Here is a 20,757-nt window from a genome sequence, read left to right as displayed (position 1 = left end):
ACAAATATTACGACTTATCTATTTTAGCGTGTAAAAAAAAAAGAAACAAGTTTTCACTTGCTTCTTTTCAAAATATTATTATAACAGTTCCCCAAAACGTTTAACATAGATTTTTTTTATCACCATTACTAGCATTAAGTAGGCCACAATCGTAAGCGCTAGATACCCCCAGTACTCTCCTGGCAATGGCATTAATCCTAAATCTTGACCAAATGCTGTAAATGGTAAGAATGAACCTATCGCAATACCAATTGACGTAATCGTTGTTAAAATAAATGATGCTCTACTTTGAATAAATGGTAATTTTGGTGTTCTTAATGTATGAATAACTAGTGTTTGAGACCATAACGATTCAACAAACCACCCTGCATGAAATACTGCAATAAATAACGCTTGTTGTTCAGCACCTAATGTATGATATGAACCACCCACAACTGCTGGACAAATCACAAAATACATTAAAGCATACGTTGTAATATCAAACACTGAACTGGTAGGTCCAAGCCATTTCATAAATGACCCAATGCGTGTAGCATCCCATTTTTTTGGTTCTTCTAAATACTCATCATCCATATTATCCCAAGGAATAGACATACAAGAAATATCATAAATCAAATTTAAAAATAGTAATTGTAAGGGTAACATTGGTAAAAATGGTAAGAAGATACTTGCCACAACAACTGAGAACATATTACCGAAGTTTGAACTAGCTGTCATTTTGACATATTTCATAATATTACCAAATGTTGTACGACCTGCAAGGATACCTCGTTCTAGAACCATTAAATCTTTTTCTAGCAAAATCACATCTGCACTTTCTTTAGCAATATCAACGGCTGTATCAACAGATATTCCCACATCTGCTTCTTTCATTGCTGGTGCGTCGTTAATACCATCACCCATAAAACCAACTGTATGCCCAGCTTCACGTAATACACGGACTAAACGTGTTTTTTGAGATGGTGTTAGCTTAACGAAAATATTAAATTTTTCTGCAATCACTTTCAACTCAACATCATTCATGCGAGAAATTTCAGTTCCTGTAATTAATTCTTCATCTTCTAATCCGACTTGTTTACAAACAGATTTAGTGACTAAAGCATTGTCCCCTGTTAATACTTTAACACCAACACCATGTTCTTTTAGTGCTTTTAAAGCGTCTTTTGTTGTTTCTTTTGGTGGATCAAGGAAAGCAAGGTAACCAATTAATACCATGTCGCTTTCGTCTTTTACTGAAAACTCACCAACCACACTTGGATTTGTTTTTTGAGCGACCGCAATCACACGTAATCCGTCCTCATTTAATTCATCGACTGTTTTTAGAATCGTTGATTTGATGTCTTCTGTTAAAGGAACCACACTACCACGGTAGTCAACATAACTTGATACTTCAAGCATCTCTTCAACGGCACCTTTTGTAATCATTTGCGTTTTGCCAAATGCATCTTCAATCACAACGCTCATGCGACGACGTTGAAAATCAAATGGAATTTCATCCACTTTTTTATACGCATTAACATTCATGTTTAATTCTTCTTCTGCTGATTCAATAATGGCTTTATCCATTAAGTTTTTCAATCCTGTTTGATAATAGCTATTAAAGAATGCATGCCTTAAAACTCTGTCATCTTCTTTTCCATCTACGTCCAAGTGATACTCTAGAATGATTTTGTCTTGTGTTAATGTTCCAGTTTTATCTGTACACAACACATCGATAGCACCAAAATTTTGAATGGAGTTTAAATTTTTGATGATAGTACCTTTTTTTGCCATTGTTGAGGCACCTTTTACAAGGTTAGTTGTCACAATCATTGGTAACATTTCAGGTGTTAATCCAACTGCAACAGATAAACCAAATAGAAATGCTTCTAACCAGTCACCTTTTGTTAAACCATTAATCAAAAATACTGTTGGAGCCATCACCATCATAAAACGAATTAATAACCAAGATGTCTTTGAAATGCCAACATCAAAACTAGTAATCGTGTGTTTTTCGGACACATCTTTGGCAATTTGACCAAATAATGTACCATTTCCAACTGCTATGACTAATCCAATGGCACTACCACTCACAACATTACTACCCATAAATGCAATATTCTCATAGTCTGTTTCAGCATCTTTTTGACTCATACTAAATGTGTCTTTTTTTTCAACAGGATAACTTTCACCTGTCATAGCTGCTTGAGAGACGAATAAATCTTTTGTACGAATCAATCTAACGTCTGCTGGTAACATATCTCCTGCTGATAATTTAATAATGTCGCCACACACAATTTCTTCGATAGGTAGTTCAACTTCTTCACCTTTTCTTAAAACAGTTGCTGTCACTTTTACCATATTACTAAGCTTTTCAGCTGCATTGTTTGATTTGACTGATTGAATAAGTGTCATAGTTCCACTTAAAACAACCATTGCCACAATGATTAAGACTCCTGTTAAATCTCTTTCATCTGTTGGAACAATCACATAATCAGTTATAAATGAAATAATAGCTAATGCTAATAGTACTGTTGTGAACGGTGTAAAATATGCTTTTAATACTTCTACAATAAATGGTGTTTTCTTTTTATGTGAAATAACATTTTCACCGTATTCATCTCTTAATACTTCTGCCTCATTATTATTTATTCCACTAAGGCTTGTTTTAAATGTTGAAAATAATTTATCAACGCTTGTTTGTGCAAAAAATTTGTAGTTTACTGCTTCTTTTTTTTCCATTGTAGTAACCTTCTTTCCCACTAATTGTATCCATAAGAAACACCCGACCATAAAAAAGAGCATACCACTCAAGTTTGTATGTATCATGTGTATTCCTCCTTATTATTGGGGTCTGTTGAGAAGTGGCTACAAGCTATCAAGTTATCTTTCTGAGGTAGAAACAGATAGACAATAATAAACTCTTTTTATTTTCCACTCTTCATGACCCTTGTAACTTCGACCGTGACTACTATCTTCCATGTGTTTCCATCTCCTTTGTTCGTTATTTTTGTAAGAATGCTGATTTAAAAAAACAATTAATCCTCCTTTTATTGATTAAAAAACGCGAAAAAGCCTTTCGTCCAAAAACTCGACGAAAGGCATAAAGACACATTAAATAAACTTGTGAGATCCAATCGTTGAGTTTTAGCACTATACAACGTAAAAGTTACCAAGAACTTTAGCTACGTTAAAGAAAACCTTATATCGATCATCTCTGTTATACCCATTGGCGTCTCTCGACATTTTTGGGCAGTAGCCTATGTTTGTATAGGAGCCTCACCTAACTAATCTATTTTTCTTACACACAAAACTATATCGTATTAAAAACATTCTGTCAATATCTTTTTTAATTAAATATATTGACGTTGTTTATCTTCATAAAACGCCGCATCGATTAATCCGCCACCTAAGCATTCCATGCCATCATAAAAAACAACGGCTTGGCCAGGGGTAATAGCTCTCACTGGTTCATCAAAATAAACGGTTGCTTGTGTTTGATCCTCTGACAATACCACACGGACACCAACATCTTGTTGTCTATATCTAAACTTAGCTGTACACGTAAATTCTTTTGGCTTTGGTGTATCAATGGTGAAATGAACGTCACTTGCTTCCAGGTGTGTTGAATATAAGTTTTCATGATGAAATCCTTGTCCTACATATAAGGTATTTGTTGATAAGTCTTTTCCCACAACAAACCACGGTTCGCTTGATTCACCTTGACCGCCACCGATTCCTAATCCTTGTCTTTGACCAATGGTATAATACATTAATCCGGCATGGTCTCCTTTAATATCACCATCTAACGTGACCATTTTTCCAGGTTGTGCTGGTAAATATTTTCCAAGAAATTCTTTAAAATTCTTTTCACCGATAAAACAAACACCTGTTGAATCCTTCTTTTTAGCAGTTGCAAGTCCAGCTTTTTCGGCAATCTCACGAACTTCTTTTTTCTCCATATGTCCAAGTGGAAACATTGTTTTTGATAACTGTTCCTGAGAAAGTTGACTTAAAAAGTACGTTTGATCTTTATTTTGGTCTACCCCACGTAACATGTGAGATGTTCCGTCTTCATCACGAACGACTTGGGCATAATGACCTGTCGCCACGTAATCAGCACCAAGTTGCATAGCATAATCTAGAAAGGCTTTAAATTTAATTTCTTTGTTACACATGACATCAGGATTTGGTGTTCTACCACGTTTGTATTCAGCTAAAAAATATTCAAACACGCGATCCCAGTATTCTTTTTCAAAATTCACAGAATAATAAGGGATACCTATTTGATTCGCTACTTTCGCCACGTCTTTGTAATCTTCAGTTGCCGTACAGACACCATTTTCATCCGTATCGTCCCAGTTTTTCATAAAGACTCCAACAACGTCATATCCCTGTTCTTTTAGAAGTAGTGCTGTCACAGATGAATCAACACCACCACTCATACCGACTACTACTTTAATTTGACTATTATCTGTCAAATTCATCACCATCATTTCTTTTTATAGATTCTGAAAATCTACTACGATTTGAAGGTCGTATTTTTTTCAGTTATTACATTATAGCGTTTTTGTCGCATAAAATCATCTCTTTGGCACAAAAAAAGAACTGTCACATGACAATTCTTTTATAGATTTACGCTTTTTCAAGGCAATCAAAAGACATTAAATCTTCCATAATGTAGTAAAATTGCTCTTGTTTATCTTTTTGATCATCTGATTTGAAAATATTAATCGCTTTTAATCCATTAGCAGTTGTTAAAGACATTTTTAAAGTCTTTAAATCTTTTGCTACAGTAATTTTTAATTTTGGACTTTGTTTAGCTTGTGGCGAAATATCTAATGGTCTAGCAAGTTGTAAGTTACCTGAAGACGTCACTTGAAACCCATAATCTTTAAATGTATAAGTTCGTGCTTTTGGATTTATTTTATAACATTGTGGGCACCCTTCCACTGTTGCCTTTTCTAAAAATGACATAATAATCCTCCTAATAAAATTGATACTTTCATTATAATAAATCTGTTTACAAATACCAACTAATTTTTCAACATTGATTGAATCGTCGCTACTAATCTTTGTGAAAAATCCATAATATTATCTTCTGTTACTCCTTGACCAAAACTAATTCGAACGGATTCTTTAGCAGCTGCTGAAGAATCCGAATGAATTGCTTCTATCACTCGTGAGGGTTTCACATCTCCAGCACTACAAGCAGAGCCAATCGAAATGGCAAAACCAGCCAAATCTAATCGTGATAATAGTACATGATTTGGTACATTTTTAAACCAAATATTTAAAATATGAGGTAATTTATTAGATAAATCACCATTAATGACATACTCAATGCCAGCTTCATCAAGTGTTTCTAAAATTGTTTTTTCAAAAATAAAATATTTTTCTTTATTGGTTTCTTTTTTCTCTGGCGTTAATAGTGATACAGCTGTTTTTAATCCCACTATTCCAGCAAGATTTTCGGTTCCTGCTCGTCTTTTTTCTTCTTGGTCGCCACCTTGTATTAAGACTGGCGTTGGTTTTGTCGAACGAATATAAGTAAACCCTACACCTTTAGGGCCATTAATTTTATGAGCAGAGATAGTCAAATAATCAACGAACAAATCATTCACATCTATTACTTCACTACCAAATGCTTGTACCGCATCTGTATGGAATAAAACATTTTTTTCGTGAAGTAATTGACCAATCTCTTTAATTGGATTCAATGTTCCAATTTCATTATTTCCATACATTATGGACACTAATATGGTTTCAGGGGTCAAAGCTTCTTGAATTTGTTCTACGGTGACTTTACCAGTTTTGTCTACCGGTAAAAAAGTCACATCAAACCCTTGTTCCATTAATGTTTTTAATGGTTTAATCACCGCAGAGTGCTCAACATTCGTGGTAATGATATGATTCCCTTGATGTTTCATTTGTCTAGCAACATCAAATAACACAGTATTATCTCCTTCAGACCCTCCACCATTAAAGACGATTTCGCGTGACTGTGCACCAATCGAAGAAGCAACGACATCTCTTGCCATATCTAACTCAAACTCTGCTTGTCTACCGAATTGATGGACACTAGATGGATTACCAAATGTTGATGACATAATTCGTGTCATTTCCTCAATCACTTCAGGAGCCATTGGGGTTGTTGCTGCATGATCTAAATAAACTGCTTGCATATTTTTCACTCTCTCATTTTTCTATCTTTTTGTTATTACAATAACGGGGCAAAAACCGATAAACACGCCTGTACAACTTTTTTAGGGAATGACACGTTTTTTGCTTCTTCTAATGTAATTAATTGACTTAATTTTTCTGTTTCTAAGTGATCTTGTAGGACATCGTCTACTCCATTCGTTTTATACATCCACACACCACATTCAAAATGTAAAAATAAACTACGATAATCCAAATTGACTGTACCGACAGTTGCATACTCTCCATCCACCACACAGGTTTTAGAATGGATAAAACCTGGCGTGTATTCATATATTTTTACTCCTGCTTCAATTAGTTGAGCATAGTTTGATTTGGTCACGGCATGAACATACCACTTGTCAGGAATATGTGGGGTAATAATCCTCACATCGACACCACCTTTTGCGGCATTACATAGAGCTTCCATCAATAAATTATCAATAACCAAATAAGGAGTAGTAAAATAGACATAATCCGTCGCACGATTGATTAGATTTAAATAGACATTCATTCCAACTGTTTCTCTATCAAACGGGGAATCCACATAAGGTTGATAATATCCTTTTGTTTCCGGTAGTTCATTAGCCTCATAGGTTGGAATAAATTCTTCTACTCTACTTTCAGTTGAATTGACAAAATCCCACATAGATAAAAATAACAAAGAAAATCCCCACGCTGCCTCTCCGACAAGTTTGATTGAATTATCTTTCCAATGACCAAAACGCTCAATCGCATTGATGTATTCATCAGCTAAGTTAATTCCACCTGTATAAGCGATTTTTCCATCAATGACAGTTATTTTCCTATGATTACGATTATTGAAAATTGGAGATAATACAGGAATAAATGGATTAAAAACACAACACTTTATGCCTTCTTTTCTTAATTTTTTATCATATCCATGAGGTAATGTAAACAAACATCCAAAATCATCATAAATAAATCGAACATCCACACCTTCTCTTGCTTTTTTTATCATAATATCAAGAATGGTTTGCCACATTTCACCTTCATTAACGATAAAAAATTCCATAAAAATGTATTTTTCAGCTTTTTTTAAATCCTCAATCATGGCTTCAAAAGCTTGCTCACCCAATGGATAATATTCACTGGTTGTATGTGTAAACAAAGAAGATTCTCCATATTTACTTAAATAATTAGACTGTATTATAGCATTTTGATTACCATCTGTTATTTTTGCTTTTGGCACTGTTCGCTCATTGGCAAGTTGTTCTCTTTCTTGAATCACTTCCATTTTTGTTTTTTCTTTTTTACTAAAGCGAACACGTCCAAATACTAAATAAATAACCGTCCCAAAAATAGGAATTAACATAATTGGAATAATCCAAGCAATTTTGTAAGCTGGATTACTTCGACTATTAATAATTTTTATCACAACAGAACTGGAAATTAATAAATAGAACGTATAAAAATAAACAAAATAATTTTGAAATCTAAACACAATCGCAAATAACACACCTAATTGAAGAAGGATTAATAACACAATAATAACAGCTCTGTTTGAGATAACTTTTAATAACTTTTCCATCAATTTCTCCCAATCTACTCATCTTTTTAATGAAGAAAAAGGCTCTTTATAAAGAGCCTTTTAAAAGTTAACTTCATCCGGATTTCTTGCCTGACCAGCTTTTCCTTGTAAAGCGTCAATGAGTCCCATCTCAAATTCAGATAGTTCAAAATCAAACAACTCAATATTTTCTTTAATCCGACTAGGAGTAACAGACTTAGGAAGTGGTACAAATCCCTTTTGAAGAGACCAACGTAATACAACTTGTGCCACAGTCTTACCATGTGCTTTAGCGATTTCTTCTAATTCATCTAATTTAAAAATATCACCTGTGCCTAGTGGACTATATGCCTCTAGTAAAATACCCTTATTTTTACAATAACTAACAATTTCTTGTTGTTGATCACTAGGATTTAAATAAATTTGATTCACCACTGGTTGAAAAGAAGCTGTCTCTTCTAACGCCTTCAAATGATGGGTCAAAAAATTAGAAACGCCGATACTTTTTACTTTTCCAGAGTTGAGAGCCTCTTCCATCGCTTTCCAAGCACTAGCATTCGCTTCTTGCCAATGGTCCCGATAATCCACTGGATTTGGCCAATGAATTAAATATAAATCTAAATAATCAAGGCCTAATCTCTCTAAAGACTCATCGATAGCCAGTTTTGCTTTATCGTATGAGTGATCTTTGTTCCATAACTTTGTGGTAATAAATAATCTTTCACGTGGAATACCACTTTCTTTAATTGCTTCGCCTACACTTTCTTCATTACCATAAATCATTGCTGTGTCAATATGACGATAACCCGCTTCTAACGCAGATTTTACTGCTTGTTTTGCTATTTCACCACTTTCAGCTTGCCACGTACCAAATCCCACTACTGGAATTCTGTTACCATCTTTTAGAGTATAGTAAGTCTGTTCTGTCATCATTACATCCTCCCTTATTTTTTTAACGAAAATTATCTTCGAGAATAGCGTTTCATTCTCTCTTTAATCCTTTTTCGTCGGTTTCTTTTTCTAATATACCATATTATTAAAAATAGTAAAAAAATTAAACTAATAAATCCAACAGCTATTTCTTTCCAAAATCGTTTTGCTGTCTGCAACCATTCAGATTGCGTTGTTGGGATATTTAATGCTATTAATTCAACAGGTGTATTTTTTAATACTTTTTTAACAGAATGTTCTTTTTCTTTATATGACACTTCCACTACTGGAATAGTCGCTGAAATTTTTTCTAGCCTATTAACAACAAGTACATTGCCATCATCTAAACTCAATGTATAAGATTTATCCTTTTTCACTGTATCGTATAGCGGTTTATCTGTCATAATAACTTTATTTTCTATTTCGTGTTCACCAGTCTCTAAAATATTTTTGTATTCATAATGATTAAAACCATAATTTAACATAGCATTAGCAAAAGGATGTCGCTTATACTCACCAGTTTGGTCTGACCAATCACCTACACCTAATACTATTGCGATTAAACGTAAATCACCCTTTTTTGCTGTCATATCAATGTTAAACCCTCCTGATGGGCTAGAACCTGTCTTTAATCCATCGACTCCTTCATAAGAATATTCTAATCCCGGTAGCGAATAATTATACGTGTCAAATGTCTCCTCAAATGGTGTCCCTGTCATTGCTGTGACTTTTGATGAATTAGTTATGGTTAAAATATCAGGATATTTTGATAACAAAAAATAGGTAAATGTTGCTAAATCTCTTGCTGTTGTTGTATTAGATGCATTCATTTCTAAGGATGATGTATCAATTCCTTCTGATGCGTATAAACCATGAAACGCACTGATTTCTGCACCAGTTATGTTGACAATTTTAGTGTCGTTCATGCCTAATTCTTGCGCGGTTTGATTCACTTTATTTAAAAATTCTACAGCATTTGGTTCAACTAAATCTGCTAACATGACTGTTGCTACATTTGAAGAAGGCACAACTGCCATTTTTAGCAATTCTCTTACTGGGTAGGAGGCTCCTAACTGAATCTTATTATTACTTAATTGATAAATTTGAGAAATCGCTACATAGCGCTCGTTGGCTTCAACTGTTGTATCTAGCGTGAGTTTTCCTTCTTCAATTGCTTGATAAACTAAATAAACAACCATTAATTTCATAATACTTGCTGGATTATGTGGCCTATCAGGATTTTCTCCCCACAAATACTGCCCTGTATTTGCATCAATTAACACTGCACCTTTTGGTTTATCTGCTTCATTGACAGTAAAACCCGATTCATTAATTAAATCCATCATGCTTGGTATCTCTTCTGCTGAAACCTGTGTTACAAATAGAAAACTAAAAAAAATCATTCCCACAAATAATCTTTTTAAACACTTTTTTAATACCATCCCAATCTCCTTTAATATATTATCCCATCTATAATACCAAACTTTTATTTGTTTTTCTGTCCTTTTAAATAAAAAAAACAATTAGCACATGATTATTATCACATACTAATTGTTTTCATATTATCTGACTTCAATGTTTAACTCATTAACTAACGCTTTTTCTATTTTGTTCATAACAGAAACCACTTCGTCTTCAACTAAAGTTGAGTCGTCATTTCGGAATACAAGAGAATACGCAAGAGATTTTTTCCCTTTACCTAATTTTTCCCCTTTGAATAAATCAAATAGATGAATTGATCTTAAGTTTTTACCTCCAGTTGCTTCAATCACATCAACAATTTGTTGATGTGACACTGTTTCATCAACTAACAAGGCAATATCACGTTTGATTGATGGATATTTACCTACTTCTTTGTAAACATTATCTTCTGGTACAAATTCAAATAATTTATCTAAATCAATTTCCACAACATATGTTTCTTTCAAGTCCATATCTTTTGATAATTTAGGATGGATTTGTCCCACAAAACCAACATGACTTTCGCCAACTAAAATATCTGCTGTACGACCTGGATGCATCTCTTTTAATGTTTGATTTGGTTGATAAACCACTTCTTTTTCAAGTCCTAAAAAGCTAATTAATGACTCAACAATTCCTTTTGCTTCATAAAAATCAACCACTTCTTGTGATTCTTTCCAATCTTTTTTACGAGAAACGCCTGTCATAGCCATTGCTAAATGTGTGGTTTCTTTTGGTAAATCAGACTTATCGTACCAGTTAAACACGTGTCCAATTTCATAAAATGCCACACCACTTGCTTTTCTCGCCACATTGTAAGAAACATCTTTAAGTAAGCCATTAACTAAACTTTGACGTAACACAGAATGCTCTTCACTCATTGGAAAATCAAGCTCGACAATGTCCTCTGAATTTTCTGTATCTAGTTTAAATTGAACAGCTGATTCAGGAGACGTTAATGCATAGCTAATCGCTTCAGTTAATCCTTTTCCTTCTAATAATGATCTAATCTGACGAGTCATTTGCTGTTTAAATGATAATTTACCAGGTAAAGACTCTCCACTTGGTAAAGTAGAAGGTAAGTTATCGTATCCATAAATACGCGCTACTTCTTCAATCAAGTCAGCTGGAATCTTAATATCCCAACGTCTTAATGGAATTGTCACGTCAAATGTTTCCCCACTTAATACAACATCAAACCCTAGTTGTAGGAAGATCTTTTCAACATCCATTGCTGATAATTTTGTACCTAATGAACGATTGATTTTCTCTAATGTGATTGAAACAGTTGGTTCTGTTGGTACATTTGACTCAACCAGTGCTTCACCTGTCACAATCGTTCCACCACCAAGTTCAGCCATTAGATTAGCAGAGAACTCGCTAGCTTGACGAATGACTGACCAGTTAATCCCACGTTCAAAGCGACGGCTAGATTCACTTGATAAAGCTAATCTTCTTGCTGTACGACGAACAAGAGTTGGATTAAAAACAGCTGTTTCTAATGCAATCGTTGTGGTTTCACTTGTTATTTCAGTATTTTCTCCACCCATCACACCAGCTAAAGCAATGGCCTTTTTACCATTTGTAATCACTAAATCTTCAGTAGTTAATTCTCTTTCAACTCCGTCTAAGGTTGTCAAATCTTCCTTGTCTGTTGCACGACGAACATAGATTTCTTTTGAATCAAGTTTATCGTAATCAAAGGCATGTTGTGGTTGACCAAATAATAATAAAGTATAGTTTGTTACGTCGACAATATTATTAATCGGACGAATTCCTTCATTCATTAAACGAGTTTGTAACCACATTGGGCTTTCTTTAATTGTGACATCTTTGATAATTTTCATTCCATATGATGGCACATCTTCTTCATCTGCTAATTTGATTGACACAAAATTTTCCACTTGTTCATCTGGATTTTCATTGATTGTCACAGTTGGTAATGTAATATCTTTGTCATAAATCGCAGCTAATTCATAAGCTACCCCTATCATGCTTAAAGCATCGGCTCTATTTGGTGTGACAGATAATTCAATAATTGCATCATCCATTCCCAAATATGGGAATACTGGTTGACCTGGTACTGCCTCTTCTGGTAAGAAATAAATTCCTTCAGAATATTCTTTAGGAACCACACTATCTGAATAACCTAATTCTTGTAATGAACAAATCATACCTAATGACACTTCACCACGCATTTTACCTTTTTTAATTTTGACATTTCCAGTAATACGTGAGTTTGGTAAAGCCACAATCACTTTTTTGCCTGCCGTGATATTTGGAGCACCACAAACAATTTGATACAACTCTTCTTCGCCAACATCTACTTGGCAAATTGATAAGTGATCACTATCTGGATGAGGAACACATTCTTTAACGTCTCCTACGACAATTTTTTTTAGTCCTTCTTCAGGAATCATCACATCTTCTACTTCAATTCCTGAACGTGACATTTTATCCGCTAATTCATTAACATCGATATCTTTCACATCAACAAGTTCTTTTAACCATTTATATGATACTAACATTTATCTCTACCCCTTTACCTTAAATTGCTCTAAGAAACGCACATCATTCTGATAGAAATAACGGATATCATTGACACCGTATTTCAACATTGCTACTCTATCAGGTCCTAATCCAAAAGCAAATCCACTATACTCGTTTGAGTCAATACCTGACATTTCAAGAACGCTTGGATGTACAATGCCTGCACCTAAAATTTCAATCCAGCCAGTGTGTTTACATACGTTACAGCCTTTACCGCCACATTTGAAACAGCTAATATCCACCTCAACTGAAGGCTCCGTAAATGGAAAGTAACTTGGTCTTAGACGAATACTACGATCTTCCCCGAATAATTTTTTAAGTAACACTTCAAGCGTTCCTTTTAAGTCTGCCATTGTGATGTGTTTATCAACAACTAATCCTTCAATTTGATGGAATTGATGACTGTGAGTGGCATCATCACTATCACGTCGGTAAACTTTCCCTGGACTAATCATACGAAGTGGTGCTTTTGAAAAATCATGTTTTTCCATCGTACGTGCTTGAATAGGTGATGTATGTGTTCTTAACAACATATCATCTGTAATATAAAATGAATCTTGCATATCACGAGCTGGGTGATCTTTAGGTAAGTTCATTCTCTCAAAGTTATAGTAATCTTTTTCAACTTCATATCCTTCAATGATTTCGTAACCTAAACCTAAAAAGACATCTTCAATTTCTTGCATCACTTGTGTTAAAATATGAGGTGTTCCAGTACTTGATACTTTACCTGGCAGTGTCACATCGATTGTTTCATTTAATAATGCTTGATTAAGCGCTTCTTCTTCAAGTTCTTGTTTTTTCTCATCTATTTGAGTGGATAATACATCTCTAATTTCATTAGCCAAACTTCCGACAACTGGTCGCTCTTCATTTGATAAATCTTTCATTCCACGAAGTATTTCTGTCATACTTCCTTTTTTTCCCATTACCTCAACACGTATATTATTTAAATGATCTAATGTTTCCACTTGTGCAATCTTTTCAATAAAATCTTTACGTAGTGATTCCAATCTTTCTTTGATTTCCATTTGTTTCATCCTTTCTTAATCCAACAAAAAAGACACCATTCCTTTATGAAAAGGAACGATGTCTCGTGGTACCATCCAATTTTTATGCTAAAAGCATCTTTATTTGTTAACGATGATGCAGATCACCGGTTTGACAACCAAACAACTAAGGAAGTGAACTTCATCTAGCCTTTTCACAGATTGCTTTCAGTCTATGGCAATCCTCCCTAATGAGAAACATACTAAACTACTCGTTTCCTATAACGTTTTTACTATATGTCTAAAGTGTACAAGAAATAAAATGGTCCGTCAAGATGATTCTTACATCCATTTTTCTCCCCAACTTTGGACTTCATTCATGACAGAGCGTAATGCTTCTCCTTTTTCAGTCAAAGAGTAATCAATGCGTTTTTTTTCTATAGGATGTTCATCTCGTGTCACAATTCCCTTTTCTTCCAATTCTTTCAACCGCTCAACCAACACTCGATCACTAACATCTGGTATTTTATTAGCTAACTCAACAAATCGCTGTGTGCCATCCTCTAGTAACACATCAATAATCAAACCATTCCATTTTTTACCTAACATATCAAATGTTTTTTCGAATTTTGGACAAAGTTCAAACTGTCTTTTCTCACAGGAATTCATAAACTGCCTCCTCACCATCAACTATCAATTTTTATACTATATTTTCTAGTATAAAACAATAAGCTGACAAATACTATCTGTCAGCTTACAAATGTACCACTTTAGAATATTCTACGGCTTTTAATTTTACTTTTTTAAACAATGGTTTAATAACTTCTTCACAGGCACAATATTTATCAACCAGTGTGACAATATAACTTTCTTTGTACTTAGGAGGGGCTATTGTAGCTCCAAACATATGCTTAATAATGATATCTTCTTCAAGTGGTGAGATATCTGTTAATTTTTTCGCATTTTTTAAAGCAATACGTGGATGAACATAAGCATGTGTGCCTTCGCCCATTTTTTGTTCGCGCCAATCATAGAAAAACAAATCATGAAGTAAGCCTGCTCGAGCAGTTGCCCTAACATTTCCACCCCACTTTTTTGCGAGTTTGTAACTCTTATAAGATACTTGAATCGAATGTTCTAAACGATTTGAGTAATGATGTTGTGTGTATTTTTTTAAACTTTGAACGTCATCTGTATAAATTAAATCTTCAACAAGTTCTAAGTAAGCAGTATCTTCTTGCCAATTTAACGACATTTACTATCACTTTCTTTCTTAAACAATAACTTTATAAACAGTTTCATGATAACAATATATCAGTTATTTTTAAAAAAATATATCAAAAAACATGACTTTAATAAATTTATAATAATTTAAAAGTGAAACATAACAATACCAGCAGCAACTGCGACATTTAGCGACTCTGCTTGACCTTTCATTGGAATATACACCTTTTTATCCACGTGTAGTAAAACATCACTTGAGACACCTTGACCCTCATTCCCCATAATAATGGCAATTGACTCAGTTAGCTGTAATTCTTTAAAAGACATCGCAGTATCATCTAATGCTGTTGCAACTGTTAAAATATGTCGCATTTTTGCCTGTTCTATCCATTTATCTAACGCAACATTAGTCACAATAGATACATGAAATTGACTGCCTTGTAATGCTCGTTGAACTTTTGATTGATAAACATCTACACATCCTTCACTTAATATAACTTGATCAAAACCAGCTGCATCTGCTGTTCGGATCATCGTTCCCACATTCCCAGGATCTTGCACATGATCTAAAACTAAGATTTTTTCCCCAAATCCTGTTAATTCTTCTGACTTTTTCATAATCGCGATAATTTCTTGTGGTGTTGGTAATTCAGATAGTTGCTTTAATATCCCATCAGTCACAACAACCAATTGTTCCTCGGATACCTTTGATAGAATAGACTTATATTTTAATAATCCATCATCAGTTGTAATCACGCAATCAATCAACCCATTATTTTCTAAAGCTTCCTGAACAGAATGCTCTCCTTCTAAAATATATTGATTGGTTATATCACGATACTTCTTTTTATGTAATTTCTTGGTTTCTTTTACCCATTGATTGGTCAAAGATTCGATTCGCTTCATATCTATATTCATTCCTCTCAATTCTGGATTCATTATATCAGATTTTTTATTTGTTTAACCCCTTTATCATTAAAAATTGTATAATAGAATAAAAAAATACAAAGGAAGTGATTAAATGAAAATTTCTATGATCGTTCATGGTCGAGTTCAAGGTGTCGCGTTTCGTTATATGACAAAGATAGTTGCTGATGAGTTAGGGGTTTATGGAATTGTCCGTAATTTAGATGACGGTGGTGTTTACATCGAGGCGAACGGAGATAAATTAGCTGTCCAACAATTTATTGAAGAAGTAAAAAAATCACCTGCTCCGATGGGAAACGTAACAAACTACTCGATTGATTTTGAGCCAAGTTTTAAAGAGCATCATAAATTTAACGTTGTTTATTCTTAAATTATTTCTATAAAATAATTGAATTATAGCGAAAAATTCGATATAGTAATGCTTGTGTAGATTTATGAAGATTATAGTAAAGGAAGAAATAAATGAAAAATTTAAAACGTTGGATGATTGGTTCTGGACTGTTTGGATTATTAATCTTTTTATCCGGATGTGTAAAGACCGACTCAACAGGTGCTCCTACAGGCGAGGGATTCGTCTATAATGTATTAGTAAAACCCATGAGTCATTTGATTACCTTCTTTGCAGAAAATTGGGGATTAGGATTTGGTTGGTCAATTATCTTATTAACGATGATCGTTCGATTAATCATTTTACCACTTGGTTTAAGCCAAATGAAAAAATCAATGATTCAACAAGAAAAAATGGCAGCGATCAAACCGCATATGGATGTTATTAATGAACGTATGAAAACTGCCACATCGCCAGAAGAAAAAATGGCAGCACAACAAGAGCTACAACAATTTTATAAAGATAATGATATTAATATTATGGGGGGAATTGGGTGTCTACCCTTATTGATACAAATGCCAATTTTTACAGCACTATTCTTTGCTGCAAAAGTGACTCCTGGTATTTCTGAATCTGTGTTCTTTGGAATAAATTTAGGAAAACCTAGTTTAATTTTAGTGGCATTAGCTGGTATTAGTTACTTTTTACAAAGTTACATCAGTATGATTGGGATGGCTGATGAACAGAAAAAACAAATGAGAATGATGACATATATGTCACCTCTTATGATTATTTTCTTCTCATTTAGAGCTCCAGCAGGTGTTACACTGTATTGGGTTATTGGTGGTATCTTTAGTTGCATCCAATCATTGATTACTAACCTATATCATAAACCAAAAGTAAAAAAAGAAATTGCTGAACATTTTGAAAAAAATCCAGTGAAAGTTGTTAAATCAGCTGTTAAGCCAACACCAAAAAAACAAAATACACCGAAAAATAAGATTACTACAAATAACGGTGGACGTAATCAAGGCAAACAAAATAAAAAATAAGACTAGAACTGATGAAAACTTCCTGTTTTTCATCAGTTTTTTTATACGTTACTCTATTAATGATCTTTTTCTTTAAATTATTAGTTGCAATGATACTTTTTAAATGATATACTTATAAATGGAATTTCGTTATGAACGTTTTAGTTGCCTTTCGTTACGATTAAGAAAGGAGAATGCTATATGACATTCAATAACACTACAATAGAGTACCGTGTAACTTTAGATACTGAGTTAAACTTATTTATCGTTTTTCTAAAAGATGATGAAACTAAAATGGCTACTGGTACTACTATTCAAAACGCAGTACATGAATTACAAAAAATTGCATAAGGAGTAACGACCTAATGGATGACACCAGTTCGTACTGAAGAGCATTTACCTTTTAATGACTATTAATGGTAAATGCTTATTTTATTGCATAAAAAGAGAGACAAATGTTATTTTCTCTATAAAAAAGCAAAAATAAAAACCACTATTCTAAGTGGTTTAACTAGCTTAACTTCGACTATACCTATTCTTGTACACATAGGTTTCATCATCTACTGTCACGCCATCTTCTTCTAGTGTTTTAATCAGAACGAGATGAGTATCCTCAAACCTATCCCTCACAACAATGGTATTTTTTAAAATCAATTCTACTTTACCAATAACATGTTTCTCATGAACGGTAGGGTAATCAATAATCGAACCTATAGAAACTAATCCTTTAGACAAATTAAATCAATCCCTTCTTCTTTTATTATAGCACACTTTTAAAAAAGGAGTTTTTTATAAAAAAGAAGCAAAAAATAAGACTGCTAAACTCTGACATATCATTGATACATAAAGGTTTAAACAGTCTTATCTTATAATTGGAATGGAGGCGGCGGGAGTCGAACCCGCGTCCAAACACATTGCCACCTAAATATCTACGCTCATAGTTACTCTATTTAAATTTCGCTCAAGTCTCTGCCGAGCAACTGGCCGTAACTTTCGCTAGTCTGATGATCTCTTCTAAATTTTACAGACGGAAAAATTTAGCGTATCCCACTCAATTTGAGACCCTTACTTGAGCACATGGGCGATGCCAAGAGGATCTTTACCCGCTGTTTTTAGGCAGCTAAGGCAAAAGTATTGTTTTCGTTTTTAGCAGTTATATTTAACTGTAACGTTTTAACGTAGACGTAACCTACGAAGCGCAATTCAAGCTCAAACTATGCCTGTCGAATCCGTAACGCCCCCTTATTTATTAACTAAGCTAGTATAACATAACTTTACACTGTTTTCAATTATCCAATAAATAGAATTTAATCACTGTATTGAGCAAAGAAACATAACGCTAATTGCTACACATAAAAAATAAGCCTTAAAGCAATCAACCTTTAAGGCTTATCAATTTAGTCATGGTTTATGTGGTTCATATGGTCAAATGTTTGTGATAAGATACTTTTCACATGTTTATCATCCAAACAATACACCACACTTTTTCCCTCTTTACGCGATTTCACCAAATGATTTTCTCGTAACAATTTTAATTGATGAGAAACAGCAGATTGTTCCATATCTAAAAATTCAGTAATACTTGAGACATTCATCTCTTTTTCAGATAACGCAACCAGTATCTTTAATCGGGTTGGATCTCCTATCGTTTTAAAAAAACGACTTGTTTGTTGAATCGTTTGAGGATTTAATTCTTTCATATAGATAACTCCCCCTTAATCACGATATTTTGCTAGCTCTTTACCAAATCTCTCCATTTTATTGTCAACATCTTCTTGCGTTTCATCGACAGCACCAATATAAAACTTAATTTTTGGTTCCGTTCCAGAAGGTCGAATAGCAATCCAACTACCATCTTCTAAAAAGAATTTTAGAACATTAGCATTTGGTAAATCTAGCAATTCTATTTTACCATCAGAAAGCATTCTTTTACCAACAGAATAATCTTCAGTGAAGTTTACTTTAATCCCACCAAATGAGGTTGGTAAGTTATTTCGAATGTCTTGCATCAAACGAGTAATTTCTTTCAATCCTTCCATCCCTGATTTAGTCACTGAAATGGTTTTTTCCTTAAAATAACCAAATTCTTTGTAGATTTCTAATAAAGCATCATATAACGTTTGATTTTTTTCCATGTAGTAAGTAGCCATCTCTGCTAATAAAACCAATGCTTGAATCGCATCTTTATCACGAACAAATGGTTTGACTAAATAACCATAACTTTCTTCAAAACCAAATAAAAATTCATTTGTTTGCTTCTCTTGAACGTCTTTAATTTGTTCAGCAATAAATTTAAATCCAGTTAAAACATTTTTCATCTCTACTTGATATTTCTCACAAATACGTGTTGGTAATTCACTCGAAACAATTGATTTTAAGACTAAGCCATTTTTAGGTAAATTCTGTTTCTCACTTTTTTTGGTTAAAATATAATGAACCATTAAACTTGCTAGCTGGTTTCCAGTCAAGACACGATACTCGCCATTTGGCAGTTTTACTGCTGCTCCCAATCGATCCGCATCTGGATCAGTGGCCACTAATAAGTCAGCTGATAATTCTTCACCCAAACGAATAGCATATTCAAAAGCAGATAATTCTTCTGGGTTAGGAGATGTTACAGTAGTAAAATTTGGATCCGCAATCGCTTGTTCTTCTACTAATGATACATTTGTAAAGCCAATTTGTGATAATGCACGCTCCCCTAACATTTTCCCAGTTCCGTGAAGAGGCGTAAACACCATATTTAATTTTGAACCACTTCTTTTAATTAATTCATCATCAATCGTAACCGTTAATATGTCTTTTAAATAACTATCGTCTACTTCTTTACCAATTATAGTGATAAAATCATCTGACTGGCTATCATCAATAATTTCTATTTCAAGTGGATTTTCCACACTACTAACAAATTCAGTCACTTTATCAGCATCTTGTGGTGGCATTTGAGCCCCGTCTTCACCATACACTTTAAATCCATTGTAATTGGCAGGATTATGACTGGCAGTAATCATAATTCCAGCTACACAGCCAAAATGACGTACAGCAAATGATAACTCAGGCGTTGGTCTTAAACTATCAAAAACATAAGATTTGATACCATGACTGGCTAAGGTCTTAGCTGATTCCATCGCAAATTCAGGAGATTGATGTCTTGAATCATAAGCAATTGCCACTCCTCTTGTTTTTGCATCTTCACCTACTGTACCAATAAATAAAGCTAAACCGTTCGCTGCTTGTCGAACAGTATAAATGTTCATACGATTAATACCAGCTCCTAATATTCCTCTCATACCAGCAGTACCAAACTCTAAAGGAGCATAAAACGCCTCCTGTAATTCGTTTTCATTTTTTTCTAATTGATTTAAATTATCTTTTAAAGTTGTTTCTAACTCTCTAAATTGTTTCCATGTTGAATATGTTTCCTTCCAATTCATCATGTCACCTCATCATTATTTTCGTAATGTTTATTATAGCACTATGTCCTTTAATTTACTAAAGATAAAAAGTTATCCCTTGCAAGTTTTTATTTCAATAACCTTCTCTTTAATCAATTAGATTAAAAAGGGTCACCCTTTAGGAGTGATCTTAATACACTGTTCCTAAAAG

General features: G+C 33.7%; 18 protein-coding genes, 1 other RNA gene and 1 riboswitch. Of the genes, 3 read left to right on the top strand and 16 right to left on the bottom strand.

Features of this window, described 5'->3' with window-relative positions:
* Positions 1–78 precede the first annotated feature (78 nt).
* The 12 genes from mgtA to G314FT_RS06925 all read right to left on the bottom strand — a co-directional run bounded on the left by mgtA (position 79) and on the right by G314FT_RS06925 (position 15,771).
* Positions 79–2,721, bottom strand: a complete 2,643-nt coding sequence (mgtA, locus tag G314FT_RS06980) for a magnesium-translocating P-type ATPase (protein ID WP_257699869.1) — start codon at positions 2,719–2,721, stop codon at positions 79–81.
* A 383-nt stretch (positions 2,722–3,104) separates the two neighbouring features.
* Positions 3,105–3,277, bottom strand: a riboswitch (M-box (ykoK) riboswitch).
* 55 nt (positions 3,278–3,332) lie between these two features.
* Complete coding sequence (gene mnmA, locus G314FT_RS06975; RefSeq protein WP_257699862.1) at positions 3,333–4,460, bottom strand: tRNA 2-thiouridine(34) synthase MnmA; 1,128 nt, start codon at positions 4,458–4,460, stop codon at positions 3,333–3,335.
* A 154-nt stretch (positions 4,461–4,614) separates the two neighbouring features.
* Complete coding sequence (locus tag G314FT_RS06970) at positions 4,615–4,956, bottom strand: DUF1831 domain-containing protein (RefSeq protein ID WP_257699859.1); 342 nt, start codon at positions 4,954–4,956, stop codon at positions 4,615–4,617.
* Between the two features lie 59 nt (positions 4,957–5,015).
* Positions 5,016–6,164, bottom strand: a complete 1,149-nt coding sequence (locus G314FT_RS06965) for a cysteine desulfurase family protein (RefSeq protein WP_257699857.1) — start codon at positions 6,162–6,164, stop codon at positions 5,016–5,018.
* A gap of 35 nt (positions 6,165–6,199) precedes the next feature.
* The gene (gene cls / locus G314FT_RS06960; RefSeq protein WP_257699855.1) at positions 6,200–7,732 is read right to left on the bottom strand and encodes a cardiolipin synthase; all 1,533 of its coding nucleotides are present in this window, start codon (positions 7,730–7,732) and stop codon (positions 6,200–6,202) included.
* A gap of 60 nt (positions 7,733–7,792) precedes the next feature.
* Positions 7,793–8,641, bottom strand: a complete 849-nt coding sequence (locus G314FT_RS06955) for an aldo/keto reductase (RefSeq protein ID WP_257699853.1) — start codon at positions 8,639–8,641, stop codon at positions 7,793–7,795.
* 32 nt (positions 8,642–8,673) lie between these two features.
* Positions 8,674–10,083, bottom strand: a complete 1,410-nt coding sequence (locus G314FT_RS06950) for a DUF1958 domain-containing protein (RefSeq protein WP_257699852.1) — start codon at positions 10,081–10,083, stop codon at positions 8,674–8,676.
* A gap of 120 nt (positions 10,084–10,203) precedes the next feature.
* A complete protein-coding gene (gene pheT, locus G314FT_RS06945) occupies positions 10,204–12,630 on the bottom strand; it encodes a phenylalanine--tRNA ligase subunit beta (RefSeq protein WP_257699851.1) in 2,427 nt (808 codons plus the stop codon).
* Between the two features lie 6 nt (positions 12,631–12,636).
* Positions 12,637–13,683 (bottom strand): phenylalanine--tRNA ligase subunit alpha, encoded by a 1,047-nt coding sequence (pheS, locus tag G314FT_RS06940; protein ID WP_257699845.1) that lies wholly within the window; start codon positions 13,681–13,683, stop codon positions 12,637–12,639.
* Between the two features lie 300 nt (positions 13,684–13,983).
* Positions 13,984–14,310: a winged helix-turn-helix transcriptional regulator gene (locus G314FT_RS06935; protein WP_257699836.1), complete on the bottom strand. Its 327-nt coding sequence runs from the start codon at positions 14,308–14,310 to the stop codon at positions 13,984–13,986.
* 85 nt (positions 14,311–14,395) lie between these two features.
* Complete coding sequence (locus tag G314FT_RS06930) at positions 14,396–14,896, bottom strand: HD domain-containing protein (RefSeq protein ID WP_257699834.1); 501 nt, start codon at positions 14,894–14,896, stop codon at positions 14,396–14,398.
* A 116-nt stretch (positions 14,897–15,012) separates the two neighbouring features.
* Entirely contained in the window at positions 15,013–15,771 is a 759-nt protein-coding gene (locus G314FT_RS06925; protein WP_257699825.1) for a TrmH family RNA methyltransferase, read from the bottom strand.
* A gap of 115 nt (positions 15,772–15,886) precedes the next feature.
* On the opposite strand from G314FT_RS06925, the gene G314FT_RS06920 reads away from it, so the two are divergent.
* From G314FT_RS06920 to G314FT_RS06910, 3 genes are all read left to right on the top strand, one after another.
* A complete protein-coding gene (locus G314FT_RS06920) occupies positions 15,887–16,162 on the top strand; it encodes an acylphosphatase (protein ID WP_257699824.1) in 276 nt (91 codons plus the stop codon).
* A 92-nt stretch (positions 16,163–16,254) separates the two neighbouring features.
* Entirely contained in the window at positions 16,255–17,172 is a 918-nt protein-coding gene (gene yidC / locus G314FT_RS06915; RefSeq protein WP_257699822.1) for a membrane protein insertase YidC, read from the top strand.
* A 180-nt stretch (positions 17,173–17,352) separates the two neighbouring features.
* Positions 17,353–17,502: a hypothetical protein gene (locus G314FT_RS06910; RefSeq protein ID WP_242093570.1), complete on the top strand. Its 150-nt coding sequence runs from the start codon at positions 17,353–17,355 to the stop codon at positions 17,500–17,502.
* A 165-nt stretch (positions 17,503–17,667) separates the two neighbouring features.
* Here the strand turns inward: G314FT_RS06910 and G314FT_RS06905 are convergent, their stop codons facing one another.
* From G314FT_RS06905 to G314FT_RS06890, 4 genes are all read right to left on the bottom strand, one after another.
* A complete protein-coding gene (locus G314FT_RS06905) occupies positions 17,668–17,886 on the bottom strand; it encodes a hypothetical protein (RefSeq protein WP_257699817.1) in 219 nt (72 codons plus the stop codon).
* 140 nt (positions 17,887–18,026) lie between these two features.
* Positions 18,027–18,393, bottom strand: a transfer-messenger RNA (tmRNA) gene (gene ssrA, locus G314FT_RS06900).
* Positions 18,394–18,548: 155 nt separating this feature from the next.
* Entirely contained in the window at positions 18,549–18,851 is a 303-nt protein-coding gene (locus G314FT_RS06895; protein ID WP_257699815.1) for an ArsR/SmtB family transcription factor, read from the bottom strand.
* Positions 18,852–18,866: 15 nt separating this feature from the next.
* Positions 18,867–20,585, bottom strand: a complete 1,719-nt coding sequence (locus tag G314FT_RS06890; protein WP_257699813.1) for a phospho-sugar mutase — start codon at positions 20,583–20,585, stop codon at positions 18,867–18,869.
* Between the last annotated feature and the right edge of the window lie 172 nt (positions 20,586–20,757).

Origin of the sequence: Vagococcus luciliae (genome assembly GCF_024637875.1) — a bacterium.
GTDB classification, from domain to species: Bacteria; Bacillota; Bacilli; order Lactobacillales; family Vagococcaceae; genus Vagococcus; species Vagococcus luciliae.
Note: the sequence above shows the minus strand (reverse complement) of the source record. Positions and strands in the feature narration are given on the sequence as shown.

Coding starts and splice junctions, on each gene's coding strand:
- mgtA (WP_257699869.1), bottom strand. CDS start 2,721: ATGGAAAAAAAAGAAGCAGTAAACTACAAATTTTTTGCACAAACAAGC.
- G314FT_RS06970 (WP_257699859.1), bottom strand. CDS start 4,956: ATGTCATTTTTAGAAAAGGCAACAGTGGAAGGGTGCCCACAATGTTAT.
- G314FT_RS06965 (WP_257699857.1), bottom strand. CDS start 6,164: ATGCAAGCAGTTTATTTAGATCATGCAGCAACAACCCCAATGGCTCCT.
- cls (WP_257699855.1), bottom strand. CDS start 7,732: ATGGAAAAGTTATTAAAAGTTATCTCAAACAGAGCTGTTATTATTGTG.
- G314FT_RS06955 (WP_257699853.1), bottom strand. CDS start 8,641: ATGACAGAACAGACTTACTATACTCTAAAAGATGGTAACAGAATTCCA.
- G314FT_RS06950 (WP_257699852.1), bottom strand. CDS start 10,083: ATGGTATTAAAAAAGTGTTTAAAAAGATTATTTGTGGGAATGATTTTT.
- pheT (WP_257699851.1), bottom strand. CDS start 12,630: ATGTTAGTATCATATAAATGGTTAAAAGAACTTGTTGATGTGAAAGAT.
- pheS (WP_257699845.1), bottom strand. CDS start 13,683: ATGGAAATCAAAGAAAGATTGGAATCACTACGTAAAGATTTTATTGAA.
- G314FT_RS06935 (WP_257699836.1), bottom strand. CDS start 14,310: ATGAATTCCTGTGAGAAAAGACAGTTTGAACTTTGTCCAAAATTCGAA.
- G314FT_RS06930 (WP_257699834.1), bottom strand. CDS start 14,896: ATGTCGTTAAATTGGCAAGAAGATACTGCTTACTTAGAACTTGTTGAA.
- G314FT_RS06925 (WP_257699825.1), bottom strand. CDS start 15,771: ATGAAGCGAATCGAATCTTTGACCAATCAATGGGTAAAAGAAACCAAG.
- G314FT_RS06920 (WP_257699824.1), top strand. CDS start 15,887: ATGAAAATTTCTATGATCGTTCATGGTCGAGTTCAAGGTGTCGCGTTT.
- yidC (WP_257699822.1), top strand. CDS start 16,255: ATGAAAAATTTAAAACGTTGGATGATTGGTTCTGGACTGTTTGGATTA.
- G314FT_RS06910 (WP_242093570.1), top strand. CDS start 17,353: ATGACATTCAATAACACTACAATAGAGTACCGTGTAACTTTAGATACT.
- G314FT_RS06895 (WP_257699815.1), bottom strand. CDS start 18,851: ATGAAAGAATTAAATCCTCAAACGATTCAACAAACAAGTCGTTTTTTT.
- G314FT_RS06890 (WP_257699813.1), bottom strand. CDS start 20,585: ATGAATTGGAAGGAAACATATTCAACATGGAAACAATTTAGAGAGTTA.